At 43.1% G+C, this 23,936-nt stretch carries 18 protein-coding genes; 14 read left to right on the top strand and 4 right to left on the bottom strand.

Features of this window, described 5'->3' with window-relative positions; all coding sequences use genetic code 11:
* Positions 1-125: 125 nt before the first annotated feature.
* From clpX to tig, 3 genes are all read right to left on the bottom strand, one after another.
* Positions 126-1,436: an ATP-dependent protease ATP-binding subunit ClpX gene (gene clpX, locus FTU03_RS06100; protein ID WP_004781987.1), complete on the bottom strand. Its 1,311-nt coding sequence runs from the start codon at positions 1,434-1,436 to the stop codon at positions 126-128.
* 29 nt (positions 1,437-1,465) lie between these two features.
* Positions 1,466-2,071: an ATP-dependent Clp endopeptidase proteolytic subunit ClpP gene (gene clpP / locus FTU03_RS06105; protein WP_004781985.1), complete on the bottom strand. Its 606-nt coding sequence runs from the start codon at positions 2,069-2,071 to the stop codon at positions 1,466-1,468.
* Between the two features lie 190 nt (positions 2,072-2,261).
* On the bottom strand, positions 2,262-3,593 hold the full coding sequence (tig, locus tag FTU03_RS06110) for a trigger factor (protein WP_005232218.1): 1,332 nt from the start codon (positions 3,591-3,593) through the stop codon (positions 2,262-2,264).
* Positions 3,594-4,095: 502 nt separating this feature from the next.
* Here tig and FTU03_RS06115 point away from each other — a divergent pair.
* The 10 genes from FTU03_RS06115 (at position 4,096) to rdgB (ending at position 18,853) form a co-directional block, all read left to right on the top strand.
* Entirely contained in the window at positions 4,096-6,336 is a 2,241-nt protein-coding gene (locus tag FTU03_RS06115; RefSeq protein WP_179992400.1) for a TonB-dependent siderophore receptor, read from the top strand.
* A 412-nt stretch (positions 6,337-6,748) separates the two neighbouring features.
* On the top strand, positions 6,749-9,004 hold the full coding sequence (locus tag FTU03_RS06120; RefSeq protein ID WP_179992401.1) for a catecholate siderophore receptor Fiu: 2,256 nt from the start codon (positions 6,749-6,751) through the stop codon (positions 9,002-9,004).
* A gap of 79 nt (positions 9,005-9,083) precedes the next feature.
* Positions 9,084-9,767, top strand: a complete 684-nt coding sequence (locus FTU03_RS06125) for a Fe2+-dependent dioxygenase (RefSeq protein WP_179992402.1) — start codon at positions 9,084-9,086, stop codon at positions 9,765-9,767.
* The gene (locus tag FTU03_RS06130) at positions 9,767-10,873 is read left to right on the top strand and encodes an alpha-hydroxy acid oxidase (protein WP_179992403.1); all 1,107 of its coding nucleotides are present in this window, start codon (positions 9,767-9,769) and stop codon (positions 10,871-10,873) included. Before FTU03_RS06125 ends, FTU03_RS06130 begins: the two co-directional genes overlap by 1 nt.
* A 316-nt stretch (positions 10,874-11,189) precedes the next feature.
* A complete protein-coding gene (locus FTU03_RS06135) occupies positions 11,190-13,508 on the top strand; it encodes a TonB-dependent siderophore receptor (RefSeq protein WP_179992404.1) in 2,319 nt (772 codons plus the stop codon).
* A gap of 464 nt (positions 13,509-13,972) precedes the next feature.
* Positions 13,973-15,670 (top strand): 2-isopropylmalate synthase, encoded by a 1,698-nt coding sequence (gene leuA / locus FTU03_RS06140; RefSeq protein WP_034704399.1) that lies wholly within the window; start codon positions 13,973-13,975, stop codon positions 15,668-15,670.
* Between the two features lie 112 nt (positions 15,671-15,782).
* Positions 15,783-16,943, top strand: coding sequence for a homoserine O-acetyltransferase (locus tag FTU03_RS06145; protein ID WP_034704397.1), 1,161 nt, complete (start codon positions 15,783-15,785; stop codon positions 16,941-16,943).
* The gene (gene metW, locus FTU03_RS06150) at positions 16,943-17,536 is read left to right on the top strand and encodes a methionine biosynthesis protein MetW (protein ID WP_004781976.1); all 594 of its coding nucleotides are present in this window, start codon (positions 16,943-16,945) and stop codon (positions 17,534-17,536) included. Before FTU03_RS06145 ends, metW begins: the two co-directional genes overlap by 1 nt.
* Positions 17,533-18,123, top strand: a complete 591-nt coding sequence (locus FTU03_RS06155) for a tetratricopeptide repeat protein (protein WP_166136288.1) — start codon at positions 17,533-17,535, stop codon at positions 18,121-18,123. The genes metW and FTU03_RS06155 overlap by 4 nt, the downstream gene beginning before the upstream one ends.
* A 103-nt stretch (positions 18,124-18,226) precedes the next feature.
* Positions 18,227-18,853 (top strand): RdgB/HAM1 family non-canonical purine NTP pyrophosphatase, encoded by a 627-nt coding sequence (gene rdgB, locus FTU03_RS06160; protein ID WP_179992405.1) that lies wholly within the window; start codon positions 18,227-18,229, stop codon positions 18,851-18,853.
* 166 nt (positions 18,854-19,019) lie between these two features.
* On the opposite strand, the gene FTU03_RS06165 is transcribed toward rdgB, so the two are convergent.
* Positions 19,020-19,901, bottom strand: coding sequence for a permease (locus FTU03_RS06165; protein WP_159123603.1), 882 nt, complete (start codon positions 19,899-19,901; stop codon positions 19,020-19,022).
* A gap of 186 nt (positions 19,902-20,087) precedes the next feature.
* Between FTU03_RS06165 and FTU03_RS06170 the strand changes: the two genes are divergently transcribed.
* The 4 genes from FTU03_RS06170 to FTU03_RS06185 all read left to right on the top strand — a co-directional run bounded on the left by FTU03_RS06170 (position 20,088) and on the right by FTU03_RS06185 (position 23,930).
* Entirely contained in the window at positions 20,088-20,306 is a 219-nt protein-coding gene (locus FTU03_RS06170; RefSeq protein WP_159123604.1) for a Sec-independent protein translocase subunit TatA, read from the top strand.
* A gap of 9 nt (positions 20,307-20,315) precedes the next feature.
* Positions 20,316-20,738, top strand: coding sequence for a Sec-independent protein translocase protein TatB (gene tatB, locus FTU03_RS06175; protein WP_179992406.1), 423 nt, complete (start codon positions 20,316-20,318; stop codon positions 20,736-20,738).
* Complete coding sequence (tatC, locus tag FTU03_RS06180; RefSeq protein WP_179992407.1) at positions 20,735-21,514, top strand: twin-arginine translocase subunit TatC; 780 nt, start codon at positions 20,735-20,737, stop codon at positions 21,512-21,514. Before tatB ends, tatC begins: the two co-directional genes overlap by 4 nt.
* Positions 21,515-21,701: 187 nt before the next feature.
* On the top strand, positions 21,702-23,930 hold the full coding sequence (locus tag FTU03_RS06185) for a PhoX family phosphatase (protein WP_159123607.1): 2,229 nt from the start codon (positions 21,702-21,704) through the stop codon (positions 23,928-23,930).
* The last annotated feature ends 6 nt before the right edge of the window (positions 23,931-23,936 follow it).

Raw genomic sequence — 23,936 nt, forward strand, 5'->3', positions numbered from 1 at the left:
TGCGATATATTTTTATAGCTTTCGGCGTCCACGCCTAGATGTTGAGATTAGCATCTGCTTTTATCTTTTGGAAATAAAAAACGTGCGAAAACACGGGGTTTTCGCACGTTTCTGACGAATAGCAATCAAGCAGATTTGCTATTCACCACCTTTAAATCAACTTTTGCCGCTGTTTCTGGCTCGTCATGTGGTTGACGTTCAGCACGAAATTCTGGTGCAGCTTCGCCATTAATGACCGCTTCATTCACCACCACGGTGCCTACATCGCTACGACTCGGCAGGTCATACATGGTTTCTAGCAATGAATTTTCCAGAATCGAACGCAGGCCACGCGCACCAGTATTACGTTCCAGTGCTTTTTTCGCAACCGCACGTAGTGCTGAATCTTCAAAGACCAAGTCCACATTTTCCATCTCAAACAAATGTTTATATTGACGGGTTAATGCATTCTTCGGCTCAGTCAGAATCTGCATTAAAGCTTCTTCATCCAGCTCATCCAGAGTCGCAATCACGGGTAACCGACCAATGAATTCTGGAATCAGACCAAATTTCACCAAGTCAGTCGCTTCGACCTGACGGAACAATTCAGACAGCTTTTTGCTTTCGTCTTTATTACGGACTTCTGCAGTAAAGCCAATACCACCTTTCTCCTGACGCTGCTGTACGATCTTCTCAAGACCTGAGAATGCACCGCCACAGATAAACAGGATATTCGAGGTATCAATCTGGATAAATTCCTGCTGCGGATGCTTACGGCCACCTTGTGGTGGGATTGAAGCAACCGTACCTTCGATCATTTTCAGCAAGGCTTGCTGTACGCCTTCACCTGATACATCACGGGTAATCGATGGATTCTCAGATTTACGGGTAATCTTGTCGATTTCATCGATATAGATAATGCCCTTTTGCGCTTTTTCGACATCGTAATCAGCTTTTTGCAAAAGCTTTTGTACAATGTTTTCAACATCTTCACCCACATAACCCGCTTCAGTCAGGGTTGTTGCATCTGCCATGGCAAATGGAACGTCCAGAAGACGGGCAAGGGTTTGTGCCAGTAAAGTTTTACCTGAACCGGTCGGGCCGACCAGCAGGATATTACTTTTGGCGATTTCAACGGAATCATCTGCTTTCTTACCATTGGTCTGTACTTTCAGACGTTTGTAATGGTTGTATACGGCCACAGATAATGTCTTTTTCGCTACGTCCTGACCAATCACATATTGATCGAGCGCCGCACGGATTTCATGCGGTTTCGGTAAAGGACGGTTCGCCCAGTCATTGGTTTCGACCTGTTGACTGGTTTGAACCAAATCTAAGCATACGTCCACACATTCATTACAAATGTATGCGTCCTCGCCTGCAATCAGCTTTCCGACTTCAGACTGCGTTTTACCGCAAAATGAACAATGCTTTTGTCCTTGAGGATGTTCGGACATATTTACTCCAATATCTCAATCTCTAAAACTTATGGACGTTTCGTTAGAACTTCATCCACAAGACCGTATTCTTTCGCTTGCTGAGCAGTCATGAAGTTGTCACGGTCTGTATCGCGTGCCACTTTTTCATAGTCCTGACCGCTATGTTCAGCCATTAAACGGTTTAAACGTTCTTTAATGAACAGAATTTCACGTGCGTGAATTTCAATATCTGATGCCTGGCCTTTGAAACCACCCAAAGGCTGGTGAATCATGACACGCGCATTTTCAAGGCAGTAACGTTTGCCTTTAGTTCCTGCATTGAGCAGGAATGCGCCCATTGATGCTGCCTGACCCATACAGTAAGTCACAACATCCGGTTTAATAAACTGCATGGTATCGTAGATCGCCATGCCAGCAGTCACCGAACCACCCGGTGAGTTGATATATAAATGAATATCTTTATCTGGGTTCTCAGCTTCTAAAAACAACATTTGCGCAACGATCAGGTTGGCCATATTGTCTTCAACTTCACCTGTCAGAAAAATTACCCGCTCACGTAAAAGGCGTGAATAAATATCAAAAGAACGCTCACCACGAGAGGATTGTTCTACCACCATTGGCACTAAAGCGTTTTCAATCGTTGGAACATACATAGGTTTATTTATTCCTAAATTTTTGTGACTTAATCCATAATCACAATATGAGGGATAATCAATGAAATTGCAAAATAATCGCGAATAATTCCATCATATTTTTTGCATTAGTTTTGTGAAAATCAGATATGTCAAGAAATTACTAATATGAAAAAAGGCGCACGAAGCGCCTTTTTATGGAAAGCTTGAATTAGCCTTGTTGACGAGCTTGTTGCTCTTTCAATAAGTCTTCATAGCTTACAGTCGCATCAGTCACTTTAGCAGATGCTAGGATGTGATCAACAACTTGGTCTTCAAGTACAACTGCTTCGATTTGAGCACGTTGTTGCTTGTCGTTTTTGAAGTATTCGATCACTTCGTTTGGATCTTCGTAAGAAGAAGCCATATCTTCGATATAAGCTTCAACGCGCGCTTGATCTACTTCGATTTTCGCATCAGCAAGAATACGGCTTACCAATACGCCAAGTTTCACAGATTTCTCAGCTTGTTCTTTGAACAGGTCATCTGGAAGCATGCTTGAATCAAATGCTTTCGCGCCTTGAGCACCGAACTGTTGAGTGAACTGCTGGATCATTTGTTGACGTTGACGGTCAATTTCTTGAGCAACCATTGCAGATGGAAGTTCAACTTCGTTTGCAGCTACAAGTGCATCGAAAGTTGCGCCTTTAACCTGGTTACGCAGGCCGTTTTTCACTTCACGTTCCATGTTTTTACGAACGTCAGCTTTCAGTTTTTCAACGCCATCTTCTTCAGAAATACCGAAGATTTTCAGGAATTCAGCATCAATTTCTGGAAGTTTTTGTTTTTCAACAAGTTTTACATTAATTTTGAATTGAGCTTGCTTACCAGCAAGGTTTTCAGCCTGGTAATCTTCAGGGAAAGTAACATCGATCACTTTCTCTTCGCCTTTCTTCATACCGATGATGCCATCTTCGAAGCCAGGGATCATACGACCAGAACCTAAAACAAGTTTAAAGTCTTGCGCAGCGCCGCCTTCAAATTTTTCGCCATCAACAGTACCTTCGAAGTCGAAAGTTACTTGCATGTCTTTTTTAGCCATGCCTTTAGTTTCAGCCCAAGAAGCGCGTTGTTTTTGAAGATTTTCAATCATCTTCTCAACGTCTTTATCATTTACTTCAGACGCTTTACGTTCAACTTCCAGACCTTCGAATTTCACTTCAACTTCTGGATAAACTTCAACAGTCGCTTCATAAACTAAAGCGTCGTCTTTCATTTCAGTTTTTTCGATGTTTGGCATACCAACAGCGTTGATTTTTTCTTGTTGGATTGCTTCGAAAACTGTGTCACGAATGATGTCGTTGACAACTTCTTGGTAGATACCAGCGCCGTATTCACGACGAACTACGTTTACAGGTACTTTACCTGGACGGAAGCCGTTGATCTTCGCAGTTTTAGCAGTGCGTTTTAAACGAGCTTCAAATTGCTCATTAATACGGCTCGTCGGTACAGAAACATTTAAACGACGGGCAACGCCCGAAACCGCTTCAGAAGTTACTTGCATGGCTTCCTCTATATATTTGGTAATAACAGGTTTATAAAAATGTGCCACATTATATGACAACATTTGCAGATATACAAAACACAATACTTGAATCGTCTTTATTGATGCTGTAACAATCAAATTTATTCAGTTAAATTCAGTTTTCTTTGATTAAATATCCCTTCTCTCAAATAAGAGTAGATATATTTATTACTGAAACTGGACAGATCATCCCATTCATCTGCATTTATGGATTTTTATAGGGCTTTTAGTAAACTTTCTTGTATTTTTTCTTCAAAATTTTTAAACTCTAATAATCTCAATAAAAGTAACGATAATAATCTATTAATCAGATTTAGTTTAAATACATTAGCTTAGAAACATTTTGATACACTATCACATTGATCAAACCAATTAATATAAATACTAAAATCGCCATTTCCTATCGACAAGTAATTCTTAATTTAAATAAGAATTATTATTATTCGCATACATAAATTTTATGCTTTTTTCTGGTTCCCACATGTCGTTTATCAAATCACGTAAAAAACTCGTTTCATCGGCGATTGCCTCTTCCCTCTCGATTGTAACCGTAAATGCTGTGGCTGATGAAAATGTGGTCAAGCTCGAAACTATTCATCAAGAAGTTAAAGCTGAACAGGCACCAAGTTTAAAAGTAGATAATTCCGCAAATAAGAAATTTGTTGCGCCTTTACTGGATACACCTAAATCTGTATCAGTCATTTCTAAGCAACTGATTGAAGACACTCAAGTCACTACACTTTCTGATGCTTTACGTACTGTACCGGGTATTACTTTGGGTGCGGGTGAAGGCGGCAACCCGAATGGCGACCGTCCATTTATTCGTGGTTATAACTCTGAAAGCTCAATGTATGTGGATGGTGTTCGTAGTGCGACTTCACAAAACCGTGAAATGTTCGCAGTCGAACAGGTTGAAGTGACCAAAGGCTCTTCTTCTGCAATGGGCGGTGCCGGTACGACTGGCGGTAGCATCAACATGATCTCTAAGGTTGCTAAAGCTGGTGATTCTTTAGAAGGTTCCATTGCACAAGGTACCGATAATTACCAGCGCATCACTTTAGATGGCAACAAAGATTTCGGTAATGGCATTGCAGCGCGTGTTGCTGTGATGGGTCATCAAAATGAAAAAGCTGGTCAGAAAGACGGTGCTGAATATAAACGTGTAGGTATTGCACCAAGTATCAGTTTTGGTCTGGATACCCCTACCCGTGGGACTTTAAGCTATTACTACTTAAAATCTGATGATACACCTGATGCTGGTGTTCCATATAATTATGACAAAGATAAAAAAGCGACTGTCGGTAAACCTATCGATGTTAAACAAGGCATCTACTATGGTTTATTAAATCGTGATTTCCAGAAACAAGAAAATCAGATTGGTACACTTAAATTAGAACATGATCTGACTGATGATTTGACTTTGAGTAATACTGCTATTTATAGCAAGTCAAAAAATGATTATCTATGGACGCAGCCTGATGACTCAAAAGGTAACGTACTCAATGATAAAGTATGGCGTCGTATTAACTCACGGATTACAGATACAGAAACCTTTAGCGATCAACTTTCTTTAGCAGGTAAGTTTAATACCGGTGCTCTAAAGCATAGCTTTAATACAGGTGTTGAATACTCTAAACAAGAATCTGATAAAGGTAACTATTCAACCACCTACCCTGGCTACCCTGATAGCACGACAGGTGGATTTAACAGTGATTGTGCAAATAATGATGCATGGTGTACTTCTTTAACCAATCCAAACTCACGTGATCAATGGTTAGGTGCTCGTACAGCCAACAGAGCTACCACGACCACTACCACAGAAACAGCTTCTATTTATTTACTGGATAACATTGAACTCAATCCGCAATGGTTATTGGACTTAGGATTGCGTTGGGATGACTTTGATACCAAGCAAAAAACCAATGCTTCAGGTGAAACCATTTCAAGTGACGCTGATTTCTTCACTTACCAGGCAGGTCTTACTTTTAAACCGCGTGAAAATGGATCTATTTACACAAGCTTCGCTACTTCAGCCAACCCTGTAGGTGTTGACTCAGGTGATGGTTCAGAAGGTATTGCAGAAAATTATAGCAATCTCGATCCTGAAGAAAGCCGCACATTTGAAATTGGTACGAAATGGGATCTATTTAATGACAAATTGAATTTGACTGCTGCAATTTTCCGTACTGAAAAACAGAATGCTCGAGTTCAGTTAACACCGACTACGTATGCCAACATTGGTGAAAGTAAGGTAGATGGCTTTGAGCTTGGTTTAAACGGTAATCTTACTGATAAATGGGCAGTCTCTGCGGGCTATACTTATTTAGATAGCGAAGCGACCGATAACGGAAACTCTTGTACTGGCCGTGCACCAAATGTTGTCTGTACACCAGGAAATGCAAGTAACGGTAATGCGATGCCTAACGTTGCGAAAAACTCAGCCACACTTTGGACGACTTATGATCTAACCCCTGCATTAACAATCGGTGCGGGTGCAGTTGCAATGGATAAAGTGTATGGTGACCTAGCGAATACTAAATATGTTCCAGGTTATGTACGCTACGATGCAATGGCACGTTATAACGTAAATCAAAACGTTGACCTGCAGTTAAATGTAAATAACTTATCTGATGAACGTTATTTCACTAAAGCTTATGCATCTCACTATGCAACTGAAGCAGAAGGCCGTAACGCAGTTCTTTCTCTGAACTTTAAATACTAAGTTTTAGCTTCTTCCCTCATCAAAAAATAGCCTCATTCGTGAGGCTATTTTTATTTTCTGAAAGATATAAAACTTTAAATCTAGATTTAGTTGTATTTATAAACCTTTTGATAAAAAGCTTTAAATAGAAAATAATTACATTTTTTAATCTTAGGTAAAAAACTGAAAAATAAGTTTATTTTGAAATTTTTCTTAATAGAAATCCCAGATTAAAGTTTGAATATTAAACAGTAATTTCATCCATAAATTCATAAGAATGATTTAATTAAATATTGTTAATGATAATTATTATCACTACAATTCGCAAAATTGTTAAAGGCCATAACAATAACTCCATAATTGCTGCTATTTGATGAACTCGAGCATATCAAGGTGGTAAGGGAAATATTATTCAATTCAGGAATTCTGTCACATGGCGCATATCAAAAGCCGAAAACATCATTACAAGACTTCATTGGTCGCACTTGCTGCAACTTTGCCACTGATCACTCATGCAGATAACATCACCAATGAAGGCGTTATTCAGCTTCCAGAAATTACAGTTAAGAATAAAACTGCAAATGAATATAAAGTAGATCAATTGAGTTCTGCTAAATCTAGCCAAGCTTTAGTAGATACGCCTCAGACTGTTTCGATTATCAACAAAAACTTATTAAAAGAACAAGGTGCAACCACCCTGGTTGAAGCCTTACGTAATACGCCAGGAATTACCCTACAACTCGGTGAGAATGGGAATACCAGTGCTGGCGATGCCTTCCAGATGCGCGGCTTTTCAACTCAAAGCTCCACCTATCTGGATGGCATTCGTGACCTCGGCGCTGTAAGTCGTGATGTGTTTAACCTGGAACAGGTGGAAGTCGTAAAAGGCCCTGCGGGTGCCGAAGGTGGGCGTGGTACGGCGTCTGGTTATGTGAATCTGGTCAGCAAATTGCCTCATTTGGAAAACAGTCGTGAAGTCTCTGCCACCTACAATACGGCTGAACATACGCGTCTTGCCACTGACATTAATCAGGCGATCAATGACAGCGTTGCTGTCCGTTTAAATGCAATGGGTCAAGATGGCGGTGTAGAAGGCCGCGACTTTATCCAGAATCAAGGCTGGGCTGTTGCCCCTTCTATCGCCTTTGGTCTGGATAGTGATACTCGCCTGTATCTTTATTCCCAGCATATCCGCCAACGTAACATTCCGGATGGCGGTATTCCAACGATTGGCATGAAAGGTTTCTGGAATGCTGACCCACTGATTGCCAGTGCACCTAAAGTAGACCGTGAAAATTATTATGGCCATACCGATGACCATGAAGATGTTGATGCTGACATGTATACAGCAAAAATCGAAAGTGACTGGGCTGAAAATCTGAAATTTACCAATATTACCCGTCTGGGTAATACCCATATGCAGCGTACTTTGACGGGGATTAATAGCCTTTCAAGAAATGACTCTACCAATCCTCAAGACTGGACAGTAAGCCGTTCACGCCAGGGTGTCGATCAGGAAAATAAAATTCTGGCTAATCAGAGCACGGTGAACTGGAATGTCAAAACCGGTTCAGTGGAGCATGATCTGGTCGCTGGTGTAGAACTATTAAAAGAGCAGCAACATTCCAGAACACTGGCCACACAAATGCCGGGACAGCCAAGCAACACCACACCACCCGCGAATCTATATCATCCTGACCGTCACCAGAATCTGCCTGATCCTGTGTATACGGGCGCTTATTCGGATGGTGAAACCCAAACGGCGGCTGCTTATCTTTTCGATACGCTCAAGTTTGGCGAACGTTTTCAACTTAATGGTGGCGTCCGTGTCGATTATTACGATACTAATTACGATGCGCTGGGTTACTCAACCGACAGTACGACACTAGCAGTGACTGAAACCAAAACAGATTTAAAAGCCCATGACACTTTATTCAGCTGGAAGCTCGGTGGTTTATATAAGCCAACCGCCTACAGCAGTGTCTATGCATCTTATGCCAAATCCCTGACACCGCCGGGTAGCAGTAACTTTAGCCTTTCATCCACAGGAATAAACAGCTCAGCCGCAGACCCTCAAGAAACTCATCATTATGAAATTGGCACCAAATGGGATCTGCTAGAGGGTGATCTGGCTTTAAATGCTGCGGCATACTACACCGAAAATGAAAACCAGTTTACCCAAGATCCAATTACCCGCGAGTCTGTTCAGGAAGGTAAAACTACAGTTAAAGGAATCGAATTGGGTGCTGTCGGTAAAATTACTGATGCCTGGAATATTTCAGCAGGTGTTGCCCATATGAAAACCGAGCAAAAAGACCAGTTCAGTGTCAACTCCAACACGGGTGTAGTGACCCAGACCAATAGTGTACGTTGGTCACCTGAATGGACCGCTTCTTTATGGACGACCTATAACATTGCTGGTTTAAAACTGGGCTTGGGCGCACGTTATGTGGATGAGCAAAAACGTGTGATTACCGATAGTACTGCAGCAGCGAATATGCCAAGTATTCCAAGCTATGTGGTATTTGATGCTATGGCCGGTTATACCTTTAATGACCAAACTTCCTTAAACCTGAATGTTTATAATCTGGCAGATAAAGAGTACATCAGCACGCTGAATAATGGAGGTGGCCGTGTGATCTTAGGCCAACCACGTTCAGCAGCTTTAACCCTGAACTATAAATTTTAATTCAGCTTTTATCTCTATCTATCAATATCGTGTATTCTCTTGAATGCACGATATTTTCAATTGCAGGAATGCTTTTAAAATGATGTTACATATCCCGGCAGTATTAAGCAAAGCACAAGTTGCCGAACTGAGACAACAACTAGATCGTTCAGAACACTGGATGAATGGGCAACTCAGCGCCGGGAGTCAGGCACAGAAAATCAAAAAGAACCTGCAGCTGGATTCTTCTTCTGTCCTGTATCAGCAGATTAGCCCTATCATTTTACAAGCGCTTAAAAGTCATCATTTAATTACCTCTGCTGCCCTACCGAAACATATCCTGCCGCCCCTGTTTAACTGCTATCAGGATTCTGGCACCTATGGCAATCATGTCGATAATGCCATTCATTATTCTCCCCTACTTGGACAGCCCATTCGTACTGATGTGTCACTGACTTTATTTTTATCTGAAATCGATGAATATGAAGGTGGCGAGCTGGTCGTTGAAGACCAGTATGGCTGCCATGAAGTGAAACTGGACGCTGGTGATGTGATTGTTTATCCATCGACCAGCCTGCATCGGGTTGAACCAGTAACTCAAGGCAAACGTATTGCTGCCGTAACCTGGATTCAAAGTATGATCCGTGAAGATGCTAAACGCAGTATGTTGTTTGATCTGGACATGACCATTATCAAACTACGCCAGCAGATTGGCGATACTGAAGAAGTCCTGCAGCTTACCCATCATTATCACAACCTGATTCGTCAATGGGGTGATTTATAATGTCACGTGAACCAATGGCGCCATTAACCCAGATCCCGGCCTACCTACAAACCATCGCCGATTATGAGGTCGAAGCAGAAAAACATCTCTCCAGTATGGTCTGGAACTATCTGCAAGGTGGCTCCATGGATGAAGTCAGTGTCCGGGATAACTTACAGCAATTTCAGGATATTCAGCTTCTGCCGCGTATGCTGAAAGATCTGACCCAAGGCAGTACTGAACTTGAAATGTTCGGACAAAAATTTCCGCATCCAATTTTTTTGGCACCAATTGGACATCAGCAGCAGTTTCATCCTGAAGCCGAAGCCGCTTCTGCCCTCGCCGCAGAAGTGATGGGTAGTAATATGATTCTCAGTACTTTTACGAATACTGACATGCGCGCATTGAAACAGGACAATCCACGCAAATGGTTTCAGCTTTACTGGCAAGGGAATCGGGAAAAATCTCTAGCTTTGGTCAAAATGGCTGAGGCACACCATTATACGGCGCTAGTGATTACGGTAGATTCACCACATACTGGCATCCGCGATCGTGAACGTCGTGCGTTTTTTCATTTACCGGAAGGCATGCAACATCCGCATACGCCTACCCATATTCCCTTACCAGAATTAAAGGAAGGTGATCATCCTGTCTTTAACGGACTAATGAAAATTGCCCCAACTTGGGAAGACATAGTCTGGATCGTACAGCAAACCCATTTACCCGTGATTCTAAAAGGAATCGTACATCCTCAGGATGCCCAGCAGGCGATTCAGCATGGGGTAAAAGGTCTGATTATTTCCAATCATGGCGGTCGTGTGCTGGATACCTGCATTTCTCCTCTCATTGCCTTGCAACTGATTAAAAAGGTGGTGCCAGCAGATTTTCCTCTGCTCTATGATGGTGGCATCCGTCGTGGATCGGATGTATTCAAGGCTATTGCCTTAGGTGCTTCTGCTGTCCTGATTGGCCGTCCTTATATTTATGGTCTGGCGACTGCCGGAGCTTTGGGCGTAGCGCATGTGATCAAAATCCTGAAAGAAGAATTTGAGATTACCATGGCCTTAATGGGAACAGCGACCGTGGCAGATATTCAACCGAGCTGTCTATTTAGGGGAATTGATTAATTAGGATTTAATTGAAAATAAAAATGAAAAATAAATTAGTTAAATATCTTACCCTTAACTCCTTGAAGCGTCTTTAAAGGCAATTCAACATAGCTTTATATATCAATAGCTATTATCAATAAAAACCAAATAAGATCCATATTTAATCAATCTATATTAAAAACATGGTTTTAATTCTCAGTTCGCACTCTAGTCTATCTATTTTTTAAATTGATTAAATTTTGTTCATTGCCAATATCAATGCAAGAAGGATAGCAACGATAACAATAATAATTATTATTTGCGAATCCAAACTTAAAAATAAAAAAGAATGATTATGAGCTATATAAAATCTCGTAAAAAAATAGTTTCTTCAGCCATCGTTTCTTCCCTTTCTTTTGCATCTGCACACACGATTGCACAGGAAAATGTGGTGCAGCTTGAGACCATTCATCAGGAAGTACAAGCTAAACCCGTGCCGGGTCTAAAAGTCGATCAGTCAGCCAATAGCAAGTTTGTTGCGCCACTCCTGGACACGCCAAAGTCTGTGGTCGTGATTCCCCAACAACTGATTGAAGATACGCAGGTCACTACGCTGGCTGATGCTTTGCGTACCGTACCAGGTATTACTTTAGGGGCAGGTGAAGGCGGCAATCCGAATGGGGACCGGCCTTTTATTCGAGGCTATAACTCGGAAAGTTCGATGTACGTCGATGGCGTGCGAAATTCGACTTCACAAAACCGGGAAATGTTTGCCATTGAGCAGGTCGAAGTTACCAAAGGTTCTGCTTCTGCCATGGGCGGTGCGGGCACTACGGGTGGCAGTATTAATATGATCTCCAAAGTAGCGAAAAAGGGAGATGCACTGGAAGGCTCTGTTGCGGGTGGTACAGATATGTATGCCCGTATCACTTTGGATGCTAACAAGGACTTCGGCAATGGCATGGCGGCTCGTGTCGCGGTCATGGGTCACCAGAATGAAAAAGCCGGTCAACATGACGGTGCTGAATATAAACGTGCTGGTATTGCACCCAGCTTCAGTTTCGGCCTGGACAGCGCAACGCGTGGAACTTTAAGTTATTACTATCTGAAAACTGATGATATTCCAGATTCCGGCATTCCCTATAACAATCCATTTGCAGCGACCAATGCCAATGCCGCTTTAAATGGCAATGGGAAACCAATTGATGCCAAAGCTGGTCAATACTATGGCTGGAAAGATCGTGATTTCCAGAAACAGGAAAACCAGATTGGTACCTTTAAATTGGAACATGACCTGAATGACAATCTGACCCTGAGTAATACAGCGGTATTTAACCGTTCCAAAAATGACTATCTCTGGACCAACCCCGATGATTCACGCGGAAACTTCATTTTGAATGGCAATGTCTGGGCACGGGCCAATTCACGTATCGCAAATACCGATACCTTTACTGACCTACTGGCTTTAACAGGCAAATTTGATACTGGTGCTATTCAACACAGCTTTAACCTGGGTGCAGAATATTCAGATCAGGATACTGAACGTACCCAATATATTATTAATGGTCTGAATGCTACTGGAAGCTCTTTTGCGGCCTGTGGTACTCCTGCCAATGTGGCCTTAGGCTGGTGTACTTCTGTAGACAATCCAGACCGGGGTGCGTGGACGGAGACACTTAATACAGATGGTGCGGACCGTTATGATATCGAGACCAAATCAAAATCGATCTACTTACTGGACAGTATCGAATTGCATCCGCAATGGATTCTGGATCTGGGCATACGTTGGGATGATTATAAAACCCAGCAAACCTTAACCTATGGACGATTCAATAATGCGGTGACAGGTGCAAACAATACGCCGATTACCGCCGTTCCAGGTGATCAGCTGACCCTCGAAAATGAAGAAGACTTTTTTAATTATCAGGCGGGTCTGGTCTTTAAGCCAAGAGAAAATGGCAGTATTTATATCAGCTATGCCACTTCCTCGAATCCGGTCGGTATCGATGGTGGTGATGGCTCTGAAAGTATTAGCGCAGCTATTGAAAATCTAAAAGCTGAAAAAGTCCGCACCATGGAACTGGGAACTAAATGGGATCTTCTGGAAGATAAACTGAATCTGACGGCAGCCATTTTCCGTACTGAAAAGACCAATACCCGCGCCACCGATGCTGATGGCACCACCCGTAATATTGGTGAGACCCGTGTCGATGGGATTGAGCTGGGTATCAATGGAAATATTACTGAGAAATGGGCAATTTCCGCAGGCTATACCTATTTGGATAGTGAACTGATTGATGGTGGCTTTGAAAATATTGGAACCACGGCCGAACCGGTTTATGTTCCAAGCACAAACAATGGCAATCGGGTTCAGAACGTAGCAGAAAACAGTGCAACTCTATGGATGACCTATCAGGTCATACCTCAACTAACATTGGGTACCGGTGCTGTGGCAATGGATAAAGTTTATGGCAATGCCGCCAATACCAAATTTATTCCCGGTTATGTGCGTTACGATGCCATGGCACGTTATCAGGTGAACCCCAATGTGGATCTACAGCTAAATATCAATAACCTGTCCGATACACGTTATTTTAGCAAAGCCTATTCTTCCCACTATGCTACAGAAGCAGAAGGCATCAGTGCCGTTTTAGGCCTGCATTTTAAATACTGATCTGAGCAATCTTCATGATATTAAGGGCTAGTCTGGATTCATCAAACTAGCCTTTATTTTTTGATATGAAAGATTTCATGTATGCATTGCTTAAGAACTTCCAACAAAGCTATTATATAAAGAAATATTTTAGCCTTATCGCTTAATTACAGGAAAATCCAACAAGATTAAAATAGATTATAGAAATATTTCTCCAATTAATAACTTTATAAGAAAATCTTTTTTAAGATACGACTAAAATCCATAGAAAAAGCAAAAACTTTTCACGTTTTCTGGACTAAAATTTAATTATAGGTTCACCATGCAGGTGTCTGGTTGATCCTGATGATCAAAACTTAAAAAATACAGGATTGATCTAATTTATCCTCACCTGCCTGTAAACGAATATATAGACAAAATCTATGCTGTAGACCGAGCAACTGCTACACCAAGCGAGTATGCCAGGCTACCTAAGGAGCTCTCTCATGATGTTGGCTGATCCAAGTAAAAAATACCGTCGCATGTATCAACGTGTGGACTTACCAGACCGTCAATGGCCAAATAATGAAATTACTAAAGCGCCAATCTGGATGAGTACTGACCTGCGTGATGGTAACCAGGCGATCTTCGAGCCAATGAACATCGAGCAGAAGTTCAAAATGTTCCAGATGTTGGTAAAAATCGGTTTCAAACATATTGAAATCGGCTTCCCGTCTGCCTCTCAAATTGATTTCGACTTCACTCGTAAATTGATTGAAGAAGGTCATATTCCGGATGACGTCTACATCGAAGTATTGGTTCAGGCACGTGACCATTTAATTGCACGTACTTTTGAATCTTTACAAGGTGCGAAACGCGCAATCGTGCATATCTACAACTCTAACTCTCCAACCTTCCGTCAAAAAGTGTTGAACGTAGACGTTGAAGGTGCAAAACAGTTAGCGATAAATGCAGCGCAAAAAGTGAAAGAATACGCAGCAAAACAGCCTGAAACTGAATTTGTCTTCCAGTACAGTCCTGAATGTTTCTCTGCAACTGAATTAGAAGTTGCCAAAGATGTCTGCGACGCTGTGACTGAAATCTGGGAAGCATCTCCAGAAAACAAAGTGATCTTGAACTTGCCAGCCACTGTCGAAGTCTCTACACCAAACGTATATGCCGATCAGGTGGAATGGATGCACCGTAACATCGAGCGTCGTGACGGCGTGATCATTTCAGTTCACTGCCATAATGACCGTGGCTGTGGGATCGCAGCGTCTGAATTAGCAATTATGGCCGGTGCTGACCGTGTTGAAGGTTGTGTATTCGGTAATGGTGAGCGTACCGGTAACGTGGACGTAGCGGCAATTGCCTTGAACATGTATACCCAGGGTGTTGCACCAAACTTGGATTTCTCGAATATCAACGAAATCATTGCGACTGTTGAAGAATGTACGGGCTTGCCAGTCCACCCACGTCATCCATATGCGGGTGACTTGGTGTTCACAGCATTCTCTGGTTCACACCAGGATGCCATCAAAAAAGGTTTCGAATTCCAGAAAAACGAAGAAATCTGGGATATGCCGTACTTGCCGATCGATCCGAAAGACTTGGGCCGTGACTATGACGCTGTCATTCGCGTGAACTCACAGTCTGGTAAAGGTGGTATCGCTTACTTGTTAGAATCGAACTACAACGTGACCTTGCCACGTCGTTTACAGATCGAATTCTCGCAAATCGTACAGCAAAAAACCGATGAAGATGGTACTGAGATTTCCGCACAAGCGATCTGGAGCTTGTTCAAAGAGACGTATGTTGCCGCGAAAGATGCTCATTACTCTGCCAAAAACTATAAATTGTCAGATGAAAATGGCAATCAGGTGATTGAGTTGGATATTGAAGTCAATGGTGAAACTCAGCACTTGCGTGGTGAAGGTAACGGTCCGATCTCTGCGATCTTGGATGCATTACAATTGCCGATTGATGTCTTGAACTATGAAGAACGTAGCATCAGTTCAGGTGCACATGCCAAAGCCTTGGCATTGGTTGAACTTCAAGTAAAAGGCACAGGTAAATCTGCCTTTGGTGCGGGCGTGCATGACAACATCGTGACCTCTTCGATTGAAGCAATTATTGCATGTACCAACCGTCTGATCGATCAGGATGTGTTAAGCACTGAACAGGTGATTGCTGCTGCCGTCTAAATCCGGTATTTGAATTAGCAATAATTCATAGCATTAAAAAGACTTTAGAAGGATACCTGCAAATGGTATCCTTTTATTTATTCATACTAAAGATTTAAGGCGAATCATTCCCGTGTCTTTTCCAGCTGACTCAGTGGGCCTTGTTGTCCCACAAAAGTTCCAATTCGAACAGCCGTTAGAGCTTGAATGCGGTCGCATCCTCCCACGTTTTGAACTGATGGTAGAAACTTATGGCGAACTGAATGCCGATAAGTCCAATGCCATTTTGATCTGCCATGCCCTGTCTGGCCATCACCATGCTGCCGGTTATCATCATGAAGATGACAAAAAACCAGGCTGGTGGGATGCCTGTATTGGCCCGGGCAAGGCAATCGATACCAATAAATTCTTTGTGGTGGCGCTGAATAATATCGGCGGTTGTAATGGTTCTACTGGTCCTACCTCTCCTAATCCCGAAAATGATAACCGTCCATATGGTCCAGACTTTCCGCTAGTCACTGTGCGTGACTGGGTAAAAACACAGGCGATGCTGTCTGACCGTCTGGGGATTGATGTGTGGTATTCCATCATTGGCGGCTCACTCGGGGGCATGCAGGCCTTGCAATGGTCGGTAGATTATCCGGACCGTCTGCAAAAATGTGTGATTATTGCCAGCGCACCAAAACTGTCTGCACAAAATATTGCCTTTAACGAAGTCGCGCGTCAGTCGATTCTGTCAGATCCGGACTTCCATCATGGCCGTTATCTAGAAAATGACAGCTATCCAAAACGTGGCCTGATTCTGGCACGTATGGTCGGTCATATTACCTATCTGTCTGAAGAAGCCATGAAGCAGAAATTTGGCCGTGATTTAAAATCTGGCAAATTCATGTATGGCTTCGATGTAGAATTCCAGGTCGAAAGCTATCTGCGTTACCAGGGTGAACAGTTTAGCCGTAACTTTGATGCCAACACTTACCTGATCATGACCAAGGCACTGGACTACTTTGATCCTTCACGTGAATATCAGCAGTCACTGGTCAAAGCGATGGCACAAACCAAATGTAAGTTCCTAGTAGTTTCTTTCACGACCGATTGGCGTTTCTCGCCTTCACGTTCTGTTGAAATCGTGGATGCCCTCATTACCAATCATAAGCCGGTCAGCTATGTCGATATTGATGCTGAACAAGGCCATGACTCCTTCCTGTTCCCGATTCCCCTGTATGTAAAATCCTTGCGCGCCTTTCTAGGCGGTGAAGAACATCTGCGATCAACACCGAAGGAGGCTGTGTAATGCGTATTGACCAACAACTTGCTGAGAAATGGATCAAGCCCGGTTCACGTATCCTCGACCTCGGTTGTGGTGATGGCGAACTGCTGGCCCATATGAGCAAAAAGCACAATATTCGTGCATATGGATTAGAAATTGATCAAGAAAAGATTGCAATTGCGATCAGTCGCGGGTTAAATATCATCCAGCAGGACTTAAACCTCGGTTTAAGCCGTTTTGCTGACCAGTCTTTTGACTATGTGGTGATGGCACAAGCTTTGCAAGCTGTAGATGCACCAGACGTATTATTGCGTGACATGGTGCGTGTAGGGAAACAGGCCATTATTACCTTTCCAAACTTTGCGCACTGGAAGACTCGTTCTTTCTTGGCATTAAAAGGGAAAATGCCGGTTTCGGAAGCCTTACCCTATATGTGGTATAACACCCCGAACATTCACCTATGTACCTTCCGTGACTTTGAAGCATTATGCGCGGAAAACAACATAAAAATTATTAATCGACTCGCTGTGAATGGGAATCAAGAAGATAGTTTGCTGAGCAAACATCTCCCAAATCTATTTGGTGAAGTCGCAATTTATCGAGTGAGCGCTCTATGAAAAAATTATTATTAAGTACGACGCTACTGGCTGGACTTTTTGGCATGCAGGCCCATGCCGATTACGTTGCACCAACGCCTTCTGTGGCCAGCCAAGCAGCGCAATATTCAGTAATGGACATTCATAGTCTGACTAAAGCGGCTAAAGCAGGTCAGCCTGGTGCACAATTTTATTTAGCAACAAAATACCAGTATGGTAAAGACATTCAGAAAGATGAACGTCAGGCTTTTGCCTGGTATAAAGCAGCAGCAGATCAAGGTCTGGCAGTGGCTCAATTGAATGTAGGCCGTATGCTGGCAGATGGTATTGGCACCAAGAAAGATGAAACACTGGCTCGCCAGTACTTTGAAAAAGCAGCCAGCCGCGGTGATAATCGTGCCAGCTTTAACCTGGCGATGATGGAAGAGAAAAAGAAAAACTATATGGGTGCTTATCAGTGGTATGAACTCTCTACCCGTGACGGCATGCTGGACAATAAAGTGATTACTTTATCTGAAGGCAAAAAAACTGCATTGGCAGCCAACTTGACCCAGGAACAGATCCGTCAAGCACGTGATCGTGCAGACCGTTGGATTCAGGCACAATAAGCTGGATCTGCAAAAGAGCGCCTTCGGGTGCTTTTTTTATGGCCTAAAAACTGCAGCAAGTTGCTACACTACATATATGTAATTTGAAAGATGAGTAATTGATATGGCTTCAACTGACTGGTTATCCCAAGGCACACTGGTACTGGCAAGTAATAATAAAGGCAAGATTGCAGAATTTGAAAAGATGTTTGCAGAACTCAAACTTCCAGTTGAAGTTATTCCTCAAGGTAAGCTGAATATTGAAGACGCAATTGAAGATGGTTTGAGCTTTGTTGAAAATGCCATTATCAAGGCACGTCATGCCTCACGTATTTCTGGCAAACCTGCGATTGCTGATGATTCAGGGATTTGTGTACCAGTTCTGGGCGGTGCACCTGGGATCTACTCGGCACGTTATGCGGGTGAACATGGTGATGATGCAGCGAACAACGAAAAATTACTGGCTGACCTGAAACCACTGCGTAAAGACGGTGAACCGATTGAAGGCATGTTTGTGTGTGTACTGGCCTTAGTTCAACATGCCGAAGACCCATTACCACAAATCTTCCAGGGCATCTGGAAAGGTGAGATCTTGGAAGCAGCCCGTGGTGAAAATGGCTTTGGCTATGATCCGCTGTTCTGGTTACCTGAACTGGGTATTGCGAGTGCGGAAATGAGCAAGGAAGAAAAAAATAAAATCAGCCATCGTGGTCAGGCGATGAAACTGTTTAAGGCGAGTTTGGAAAAATAAATCTAATTCCTAAAGGAGTCCTCCCTCCTTTTAGGAGGGAGTTAGAGGGAGGCCATTTCCTCACCCTTGGGGAGAAGGAGCCCCTCCCTTTTTCAAAGGGAGGTTGGGAGGGATTTAAATAGTAAATTACCTCTCCCTAACCCTCTCCTACAAGGAGAGGGAACTTTCATAACGTTGGCACCACCGCATGTACCACCATCCCATACACCCCAATCAAAATTGCACTCGCAATCGTTCCTGAGGCAATATATTTCGCTGAATAACCTGTGCCCTGATAATGGGTTTCCAGTGCCACAATATTGGCTGCTGGCGGTAATAAAAAGAACATCAGCATGACGGCATACGTTAGAGTAAACTGTGGAATCGGCAAATAAAAATAAGCTGCACCACACAGTAACACCGCAAACAATCCCCGACTAAAAATTAGTTGTAGACTGCGCATTAAATCGAAGCGGCTGATCCGTACATTGCTTAGCCACATTCCTAGCACACACATGCCACTAAAAGTCACCAGCACTTTATTGGCTTGATACAGCATCTCTACCCAAGCCACTTGTTGCCAGTGACTCAAATCCCAAAATGACAATAAAGCTGCCATCGACAAAGCCACCACTGGCGGTGAGAGCAACACATTTTTTAAAATATAACGCGCGTCTTGTCTGGCTTCACTGACTGCCATGACTGCACAGACATTGCCAAACAAAGAACCACCAATGTACAGCGCCACCACGGTACTGGTCGCTTGTGGACCAAAAACGGCCAAGGCAAAAGGAATCCCCAGCCATGCACCATTTAAATAGCTCAGACATAAGGCACGCAGTTTATTTTTAAGGATGCAATAAAATACGGCAAAAAACAGGCAGGAACAAAAGAAGCTAAAGCTGATCAGCCACAAACTGCCTTCCTGGTAGAACACCATGTTGTAAATAATCAGCACCGGAATCAGGACCCGGGCCAGTAAAGCCGCCAAGAAAGGCCGAATCGGTTTTAAATATTGCACGCCCCAATAACCGGTCAGAAAAGACAGGAGCGGAAGAATCAAGGCCATGACAGTACTGCTGGGATTTCTATATCAGGCCATATGCTAGCACAGCATGGTTTTAATCGAATCGTAGATTTTTTGATATGAGCTATTCATCGCACTGATGCTGTGTCGGCAAACTGTCATTAAAGCGTCACTGCATTGTCATACAAGCCTGCTGAGATAGGTGCATGAAATATGGAGGATAAAATAATGGCAGGATTATCAATTTGGCATGTGCTGATTTTTGCAATTGTGGTGATTTTATTGTTTGGCACATCGAAACTGAAAAATCTGGGTAAAGATGTTGGCGGCGCAATTAAAGACTTTAAAAAATCGGTCAAAGATGAAGAAGCTGAACAGGCCAAGTTAGCAGAGCCACGCATCATCGAGGCACAAGTCAAAACCCCTGAAACCTCGATCAAGAGTTAAGAGTTCGCTATGCTCAATATCGGAATGACCGAGCTGCTGATTTTCGGGATTATTGCGCTTTTAGTCCTTGGGCCAGAGAAACTTCCTGAGGCAGTACGTTTTGTCGGAACATGGTACGGCAAGATCAAGCGTATGGTGAGCAATGTTCAGAATGATCTTGATCGTGAATTACGTCTGTCTGAGCTACGCGAACAAATGCAGGCTGAAATGCAGCGGATTCAGCAACTCGAAGCCAAGATGCAGGCACAAATGGCAGATTTACAGCAGCCGATCGCAACTGAGAAATCAAAAGCAAAGCCTCAGCCTGTTCAGGTATCGGTCAGCTATCAGCCGATCGTAGAGCCTGTATCCCCTGTGTATCTACCTAAACCGGCAATAACACAAGCTGCGATTTCCGAACAACGCTATACAGAAATGAAGGTGGCTGTATGACATCCTTACCGACCACACCAGCCTCAAATGATGCTGCAGTGGTAAATCTTGAAGAGATGCCAATTACCCAGCATTTGGTGGTATTAAGAAAGCATCTGTTTAAAGTAGTTGCTGTCCTGATTGGCCTGTTTTTCTGTTTATTACCCTTTGCCAATCAGACTTACCAGTGGCTGTCTGAACCGCTGCGTGCACAGCTACCCGCAAGCTCGACCATGATTGCCACTGATGTGACGGCAACCTTCATGGCACCGTTTAAGCTGAACTTTTTTGTGGCACTGATGATCGCGATGCCGTTCATCTTGTACCAGCTCTGGACCTTTATTAAGCCGGCGCTGTATGCCAAAGAAAAGAGTCTGGCTTTACCACTTCTGATCGGCAGTATCGTGCTGTTTTATACTGGCATCAGCTTTGCATACTTTGTAACATTGCCCTCGATTCTGCATTTTTTTATCAGTGTTTCGCCTGAAACCGTAGCCCCAATGACCGACATCAACAGTTATCTCAGCTTCTGTTTAAAGCTGTTTCTGGTCTTTGGTTTTACCTTTGAAATCCCGATTATTACCTTGGTTCTGATCTTGATTGGAGTGGTTTCAACCCAGACGCTGGTCGAAAAACGCCGCTTTATTATCGTTGGCTGTTTCTTTGTAGCTATGTTCGTGACTCCACCCGATGCCTTGTCGATGATCATGTTGGCCATCCCCATGTGGTTACTGTTTGAACTGGGTTTACTGGCAGGAAAACTGATCGAAAAACGCCGTTTAACCGATCAACAATAACAAGAACCCAAAAACAAAAAGAATGTATTTCACTCAGGCAGCCTTGGCTGTCTTTTTGTTTACATTTACACCAATATATTGATTTATTTAATTTTATTGAAATATAGACTTAACCATTTTGTCATACTTTAGGTCTAATTTATTTCTGACTTAATGAAAAGCAAGCCTTTCACCAGGATCAGAAAAAATGACAGATTATTTAGATTTTAATGATGATTATGACAGCAACAATTCGGGGAATGCAGAGTTCACTCAACTTTTGCAAAAAAATATTAACCGCCGTGAATTGATCAAAAAAACAGCTGGTGGTGCAGTTGCCTTAACTTTAGCAGCTTCTTTAACCGGTTGTAGTGATGACGATGATGAACCAAATAACTCAGACAATCCTACTCCACCATCAACTGAACCAGATTTAACAGCGAAACCAAGCTCGCTAAAATTTAAGGCAGTCGAGAAAAATACTTTAGAACAATTTTCGGTGCCTGAAGGCTACGATTTCAAAATCTTGCACGCTGTAGGCGATCCTCTGAATTCAAGCCTGCCAGTTTGGGATGAAAACAATATTCCAAGTGGTATTTCATATGAGCGTCGTGTTGGTGATAACCATGACGGCATGACCTTTTTCGGTATGAATGCCGCTAAGCAAAATTATGATGCAACAGTATCTGATCAAGGTCTGTTGGTCATGAACCATGAATATTTGCAACGTGGTGATCTACACCCTCGCGGCAATGCTTTTGATCCAAAAGATATTACTGAAGATGAAGCGCTTCGTGAAATATACGCGCATGGTGTTTCAATTGTTCATTTGAAAAAAGACCCAGTCACTCAAGCTGTTAGTGTGAATCTGGACTCACCATTTAACCGTCGTATTACTGCAGCAAGTGAAATCGAATTTAGAGGCCCTGTAAAAAACCATGCCTTGGTACAGACAGCATTTAGCCCAACTGGCTTGATCACACGCGGTACGATTAATAATTGTGGTAATGGTTATACTCCGTGGGGTACTTACCTCACCACTGAAGAAAATTTTAATCAGTACATCGCGCGTCAAACAGAAGATGATGCTGGGGATGTACGTGACGCCATGACTGAACATGCCATCTCTCGCTATAAAGTGAGCAATAAGGCAAGTGGTTATAACTGGCAGAGTATTACAACTCCAACACTTTCATCTGTAGATATGTTCAGCCGTTGGAACACTGCTGCTTTAGCGAACACAGCTCAAGAAGATTATCGAAATACAATCAATACCTTTGGCTGGATCGTGGAAATTGATCCATTCGATAACCGCAGTCGCCCAGTAAAACGTACCGCATTGGGTCGTTTTGCGCATGAAGATTGCCGTGTTAGCCGTGCGATTGAAGGTAAGCCACTTGCATTCTATATGGGTGATGACTCTCAGGGCGAATACATCTATAAGTTTGTATCAGCAACCAATTGGAATCCAAGTGATATCAATGGTGGCTATGCAGCTGGTGATAAATACATGGACCACGGTAAGTTCTATGTCGCCAAGTTTGATTTTAATGAAGCTACGGGTGAAGCGCGTGGTGAATGGCTTGAACTGTCCATGAATAACCCGAAAATTACTAGTTATGAAAAGTATCAGTTTAAAGATCAGGCCGATATCTTGGTACATGCACGTCTAGCTGCCGATGCAGCGGGCGCGACCAAAATGGACCGTCCAGAATGGGTTGCCGTAAATCCTGAAAATGGTGAAGTTTATGTAACTTTAACCAATAACTCGCAACGCGGTACCGGCCATGCCATTGATGCAGCCAACCCACGTCAGTACTCGGACGATGATGATACGACTAATCGCTTGCGCGGTAACATCAACGGCCATATCATCCGCTTCCGTGAAGATCAGGATGATGTCAGCTCGACTGGCTTCACTTGGGATATTTTCCTGTTTGGTGCAGAAGCAGATTCGATTCCTGGGGTTAACCTGTCAGGCTTGACCGATGACAATGACTTCTCTAGTCCAGATGGCATGTGGTTCGATCCACGTGGCGTACTGTGGATTCAAACCGATGATGGTGCTTATACAGATACCACGAACTGTATGATGCTGGCTGCTTTACCAGGTCAAATTGGTGATGGTAGTGTAGCTACAGCTACTGCAGGTGCCGGTACTCAGAAAACACCACTTGGCACTCAACTAGATGACTCCAAGTTACGTCGTTTCTTGGTCGGTCCAGCAGATTGTGAAATTACGGGTGTGACCATGACACCAGACTACAAAGCAATTTTTGTGAATGTTCAGCATCCGGGTGGTACTTGGCCATCAAACCAGCCTGCAAATTTAATCAGTACAGGCAAAGGCTCTCGCCCTCGTTCGGCTACAGTGGTTATTACCCGTAAAGATGGGGGAATCATTGCAGGTGAAGCCTTAGAAACGACTCAAGCTTAATTCTCA

The sequence above is a fragment of the Acinetobacter sp. YH12046 genome, assembly GCF_013419905.1.
Lineage (GTDB): Bacteria > Pseudomonadota > Gammaproteobacteria > Pseudomonadales > Moraxellaceae > Acinetobacter.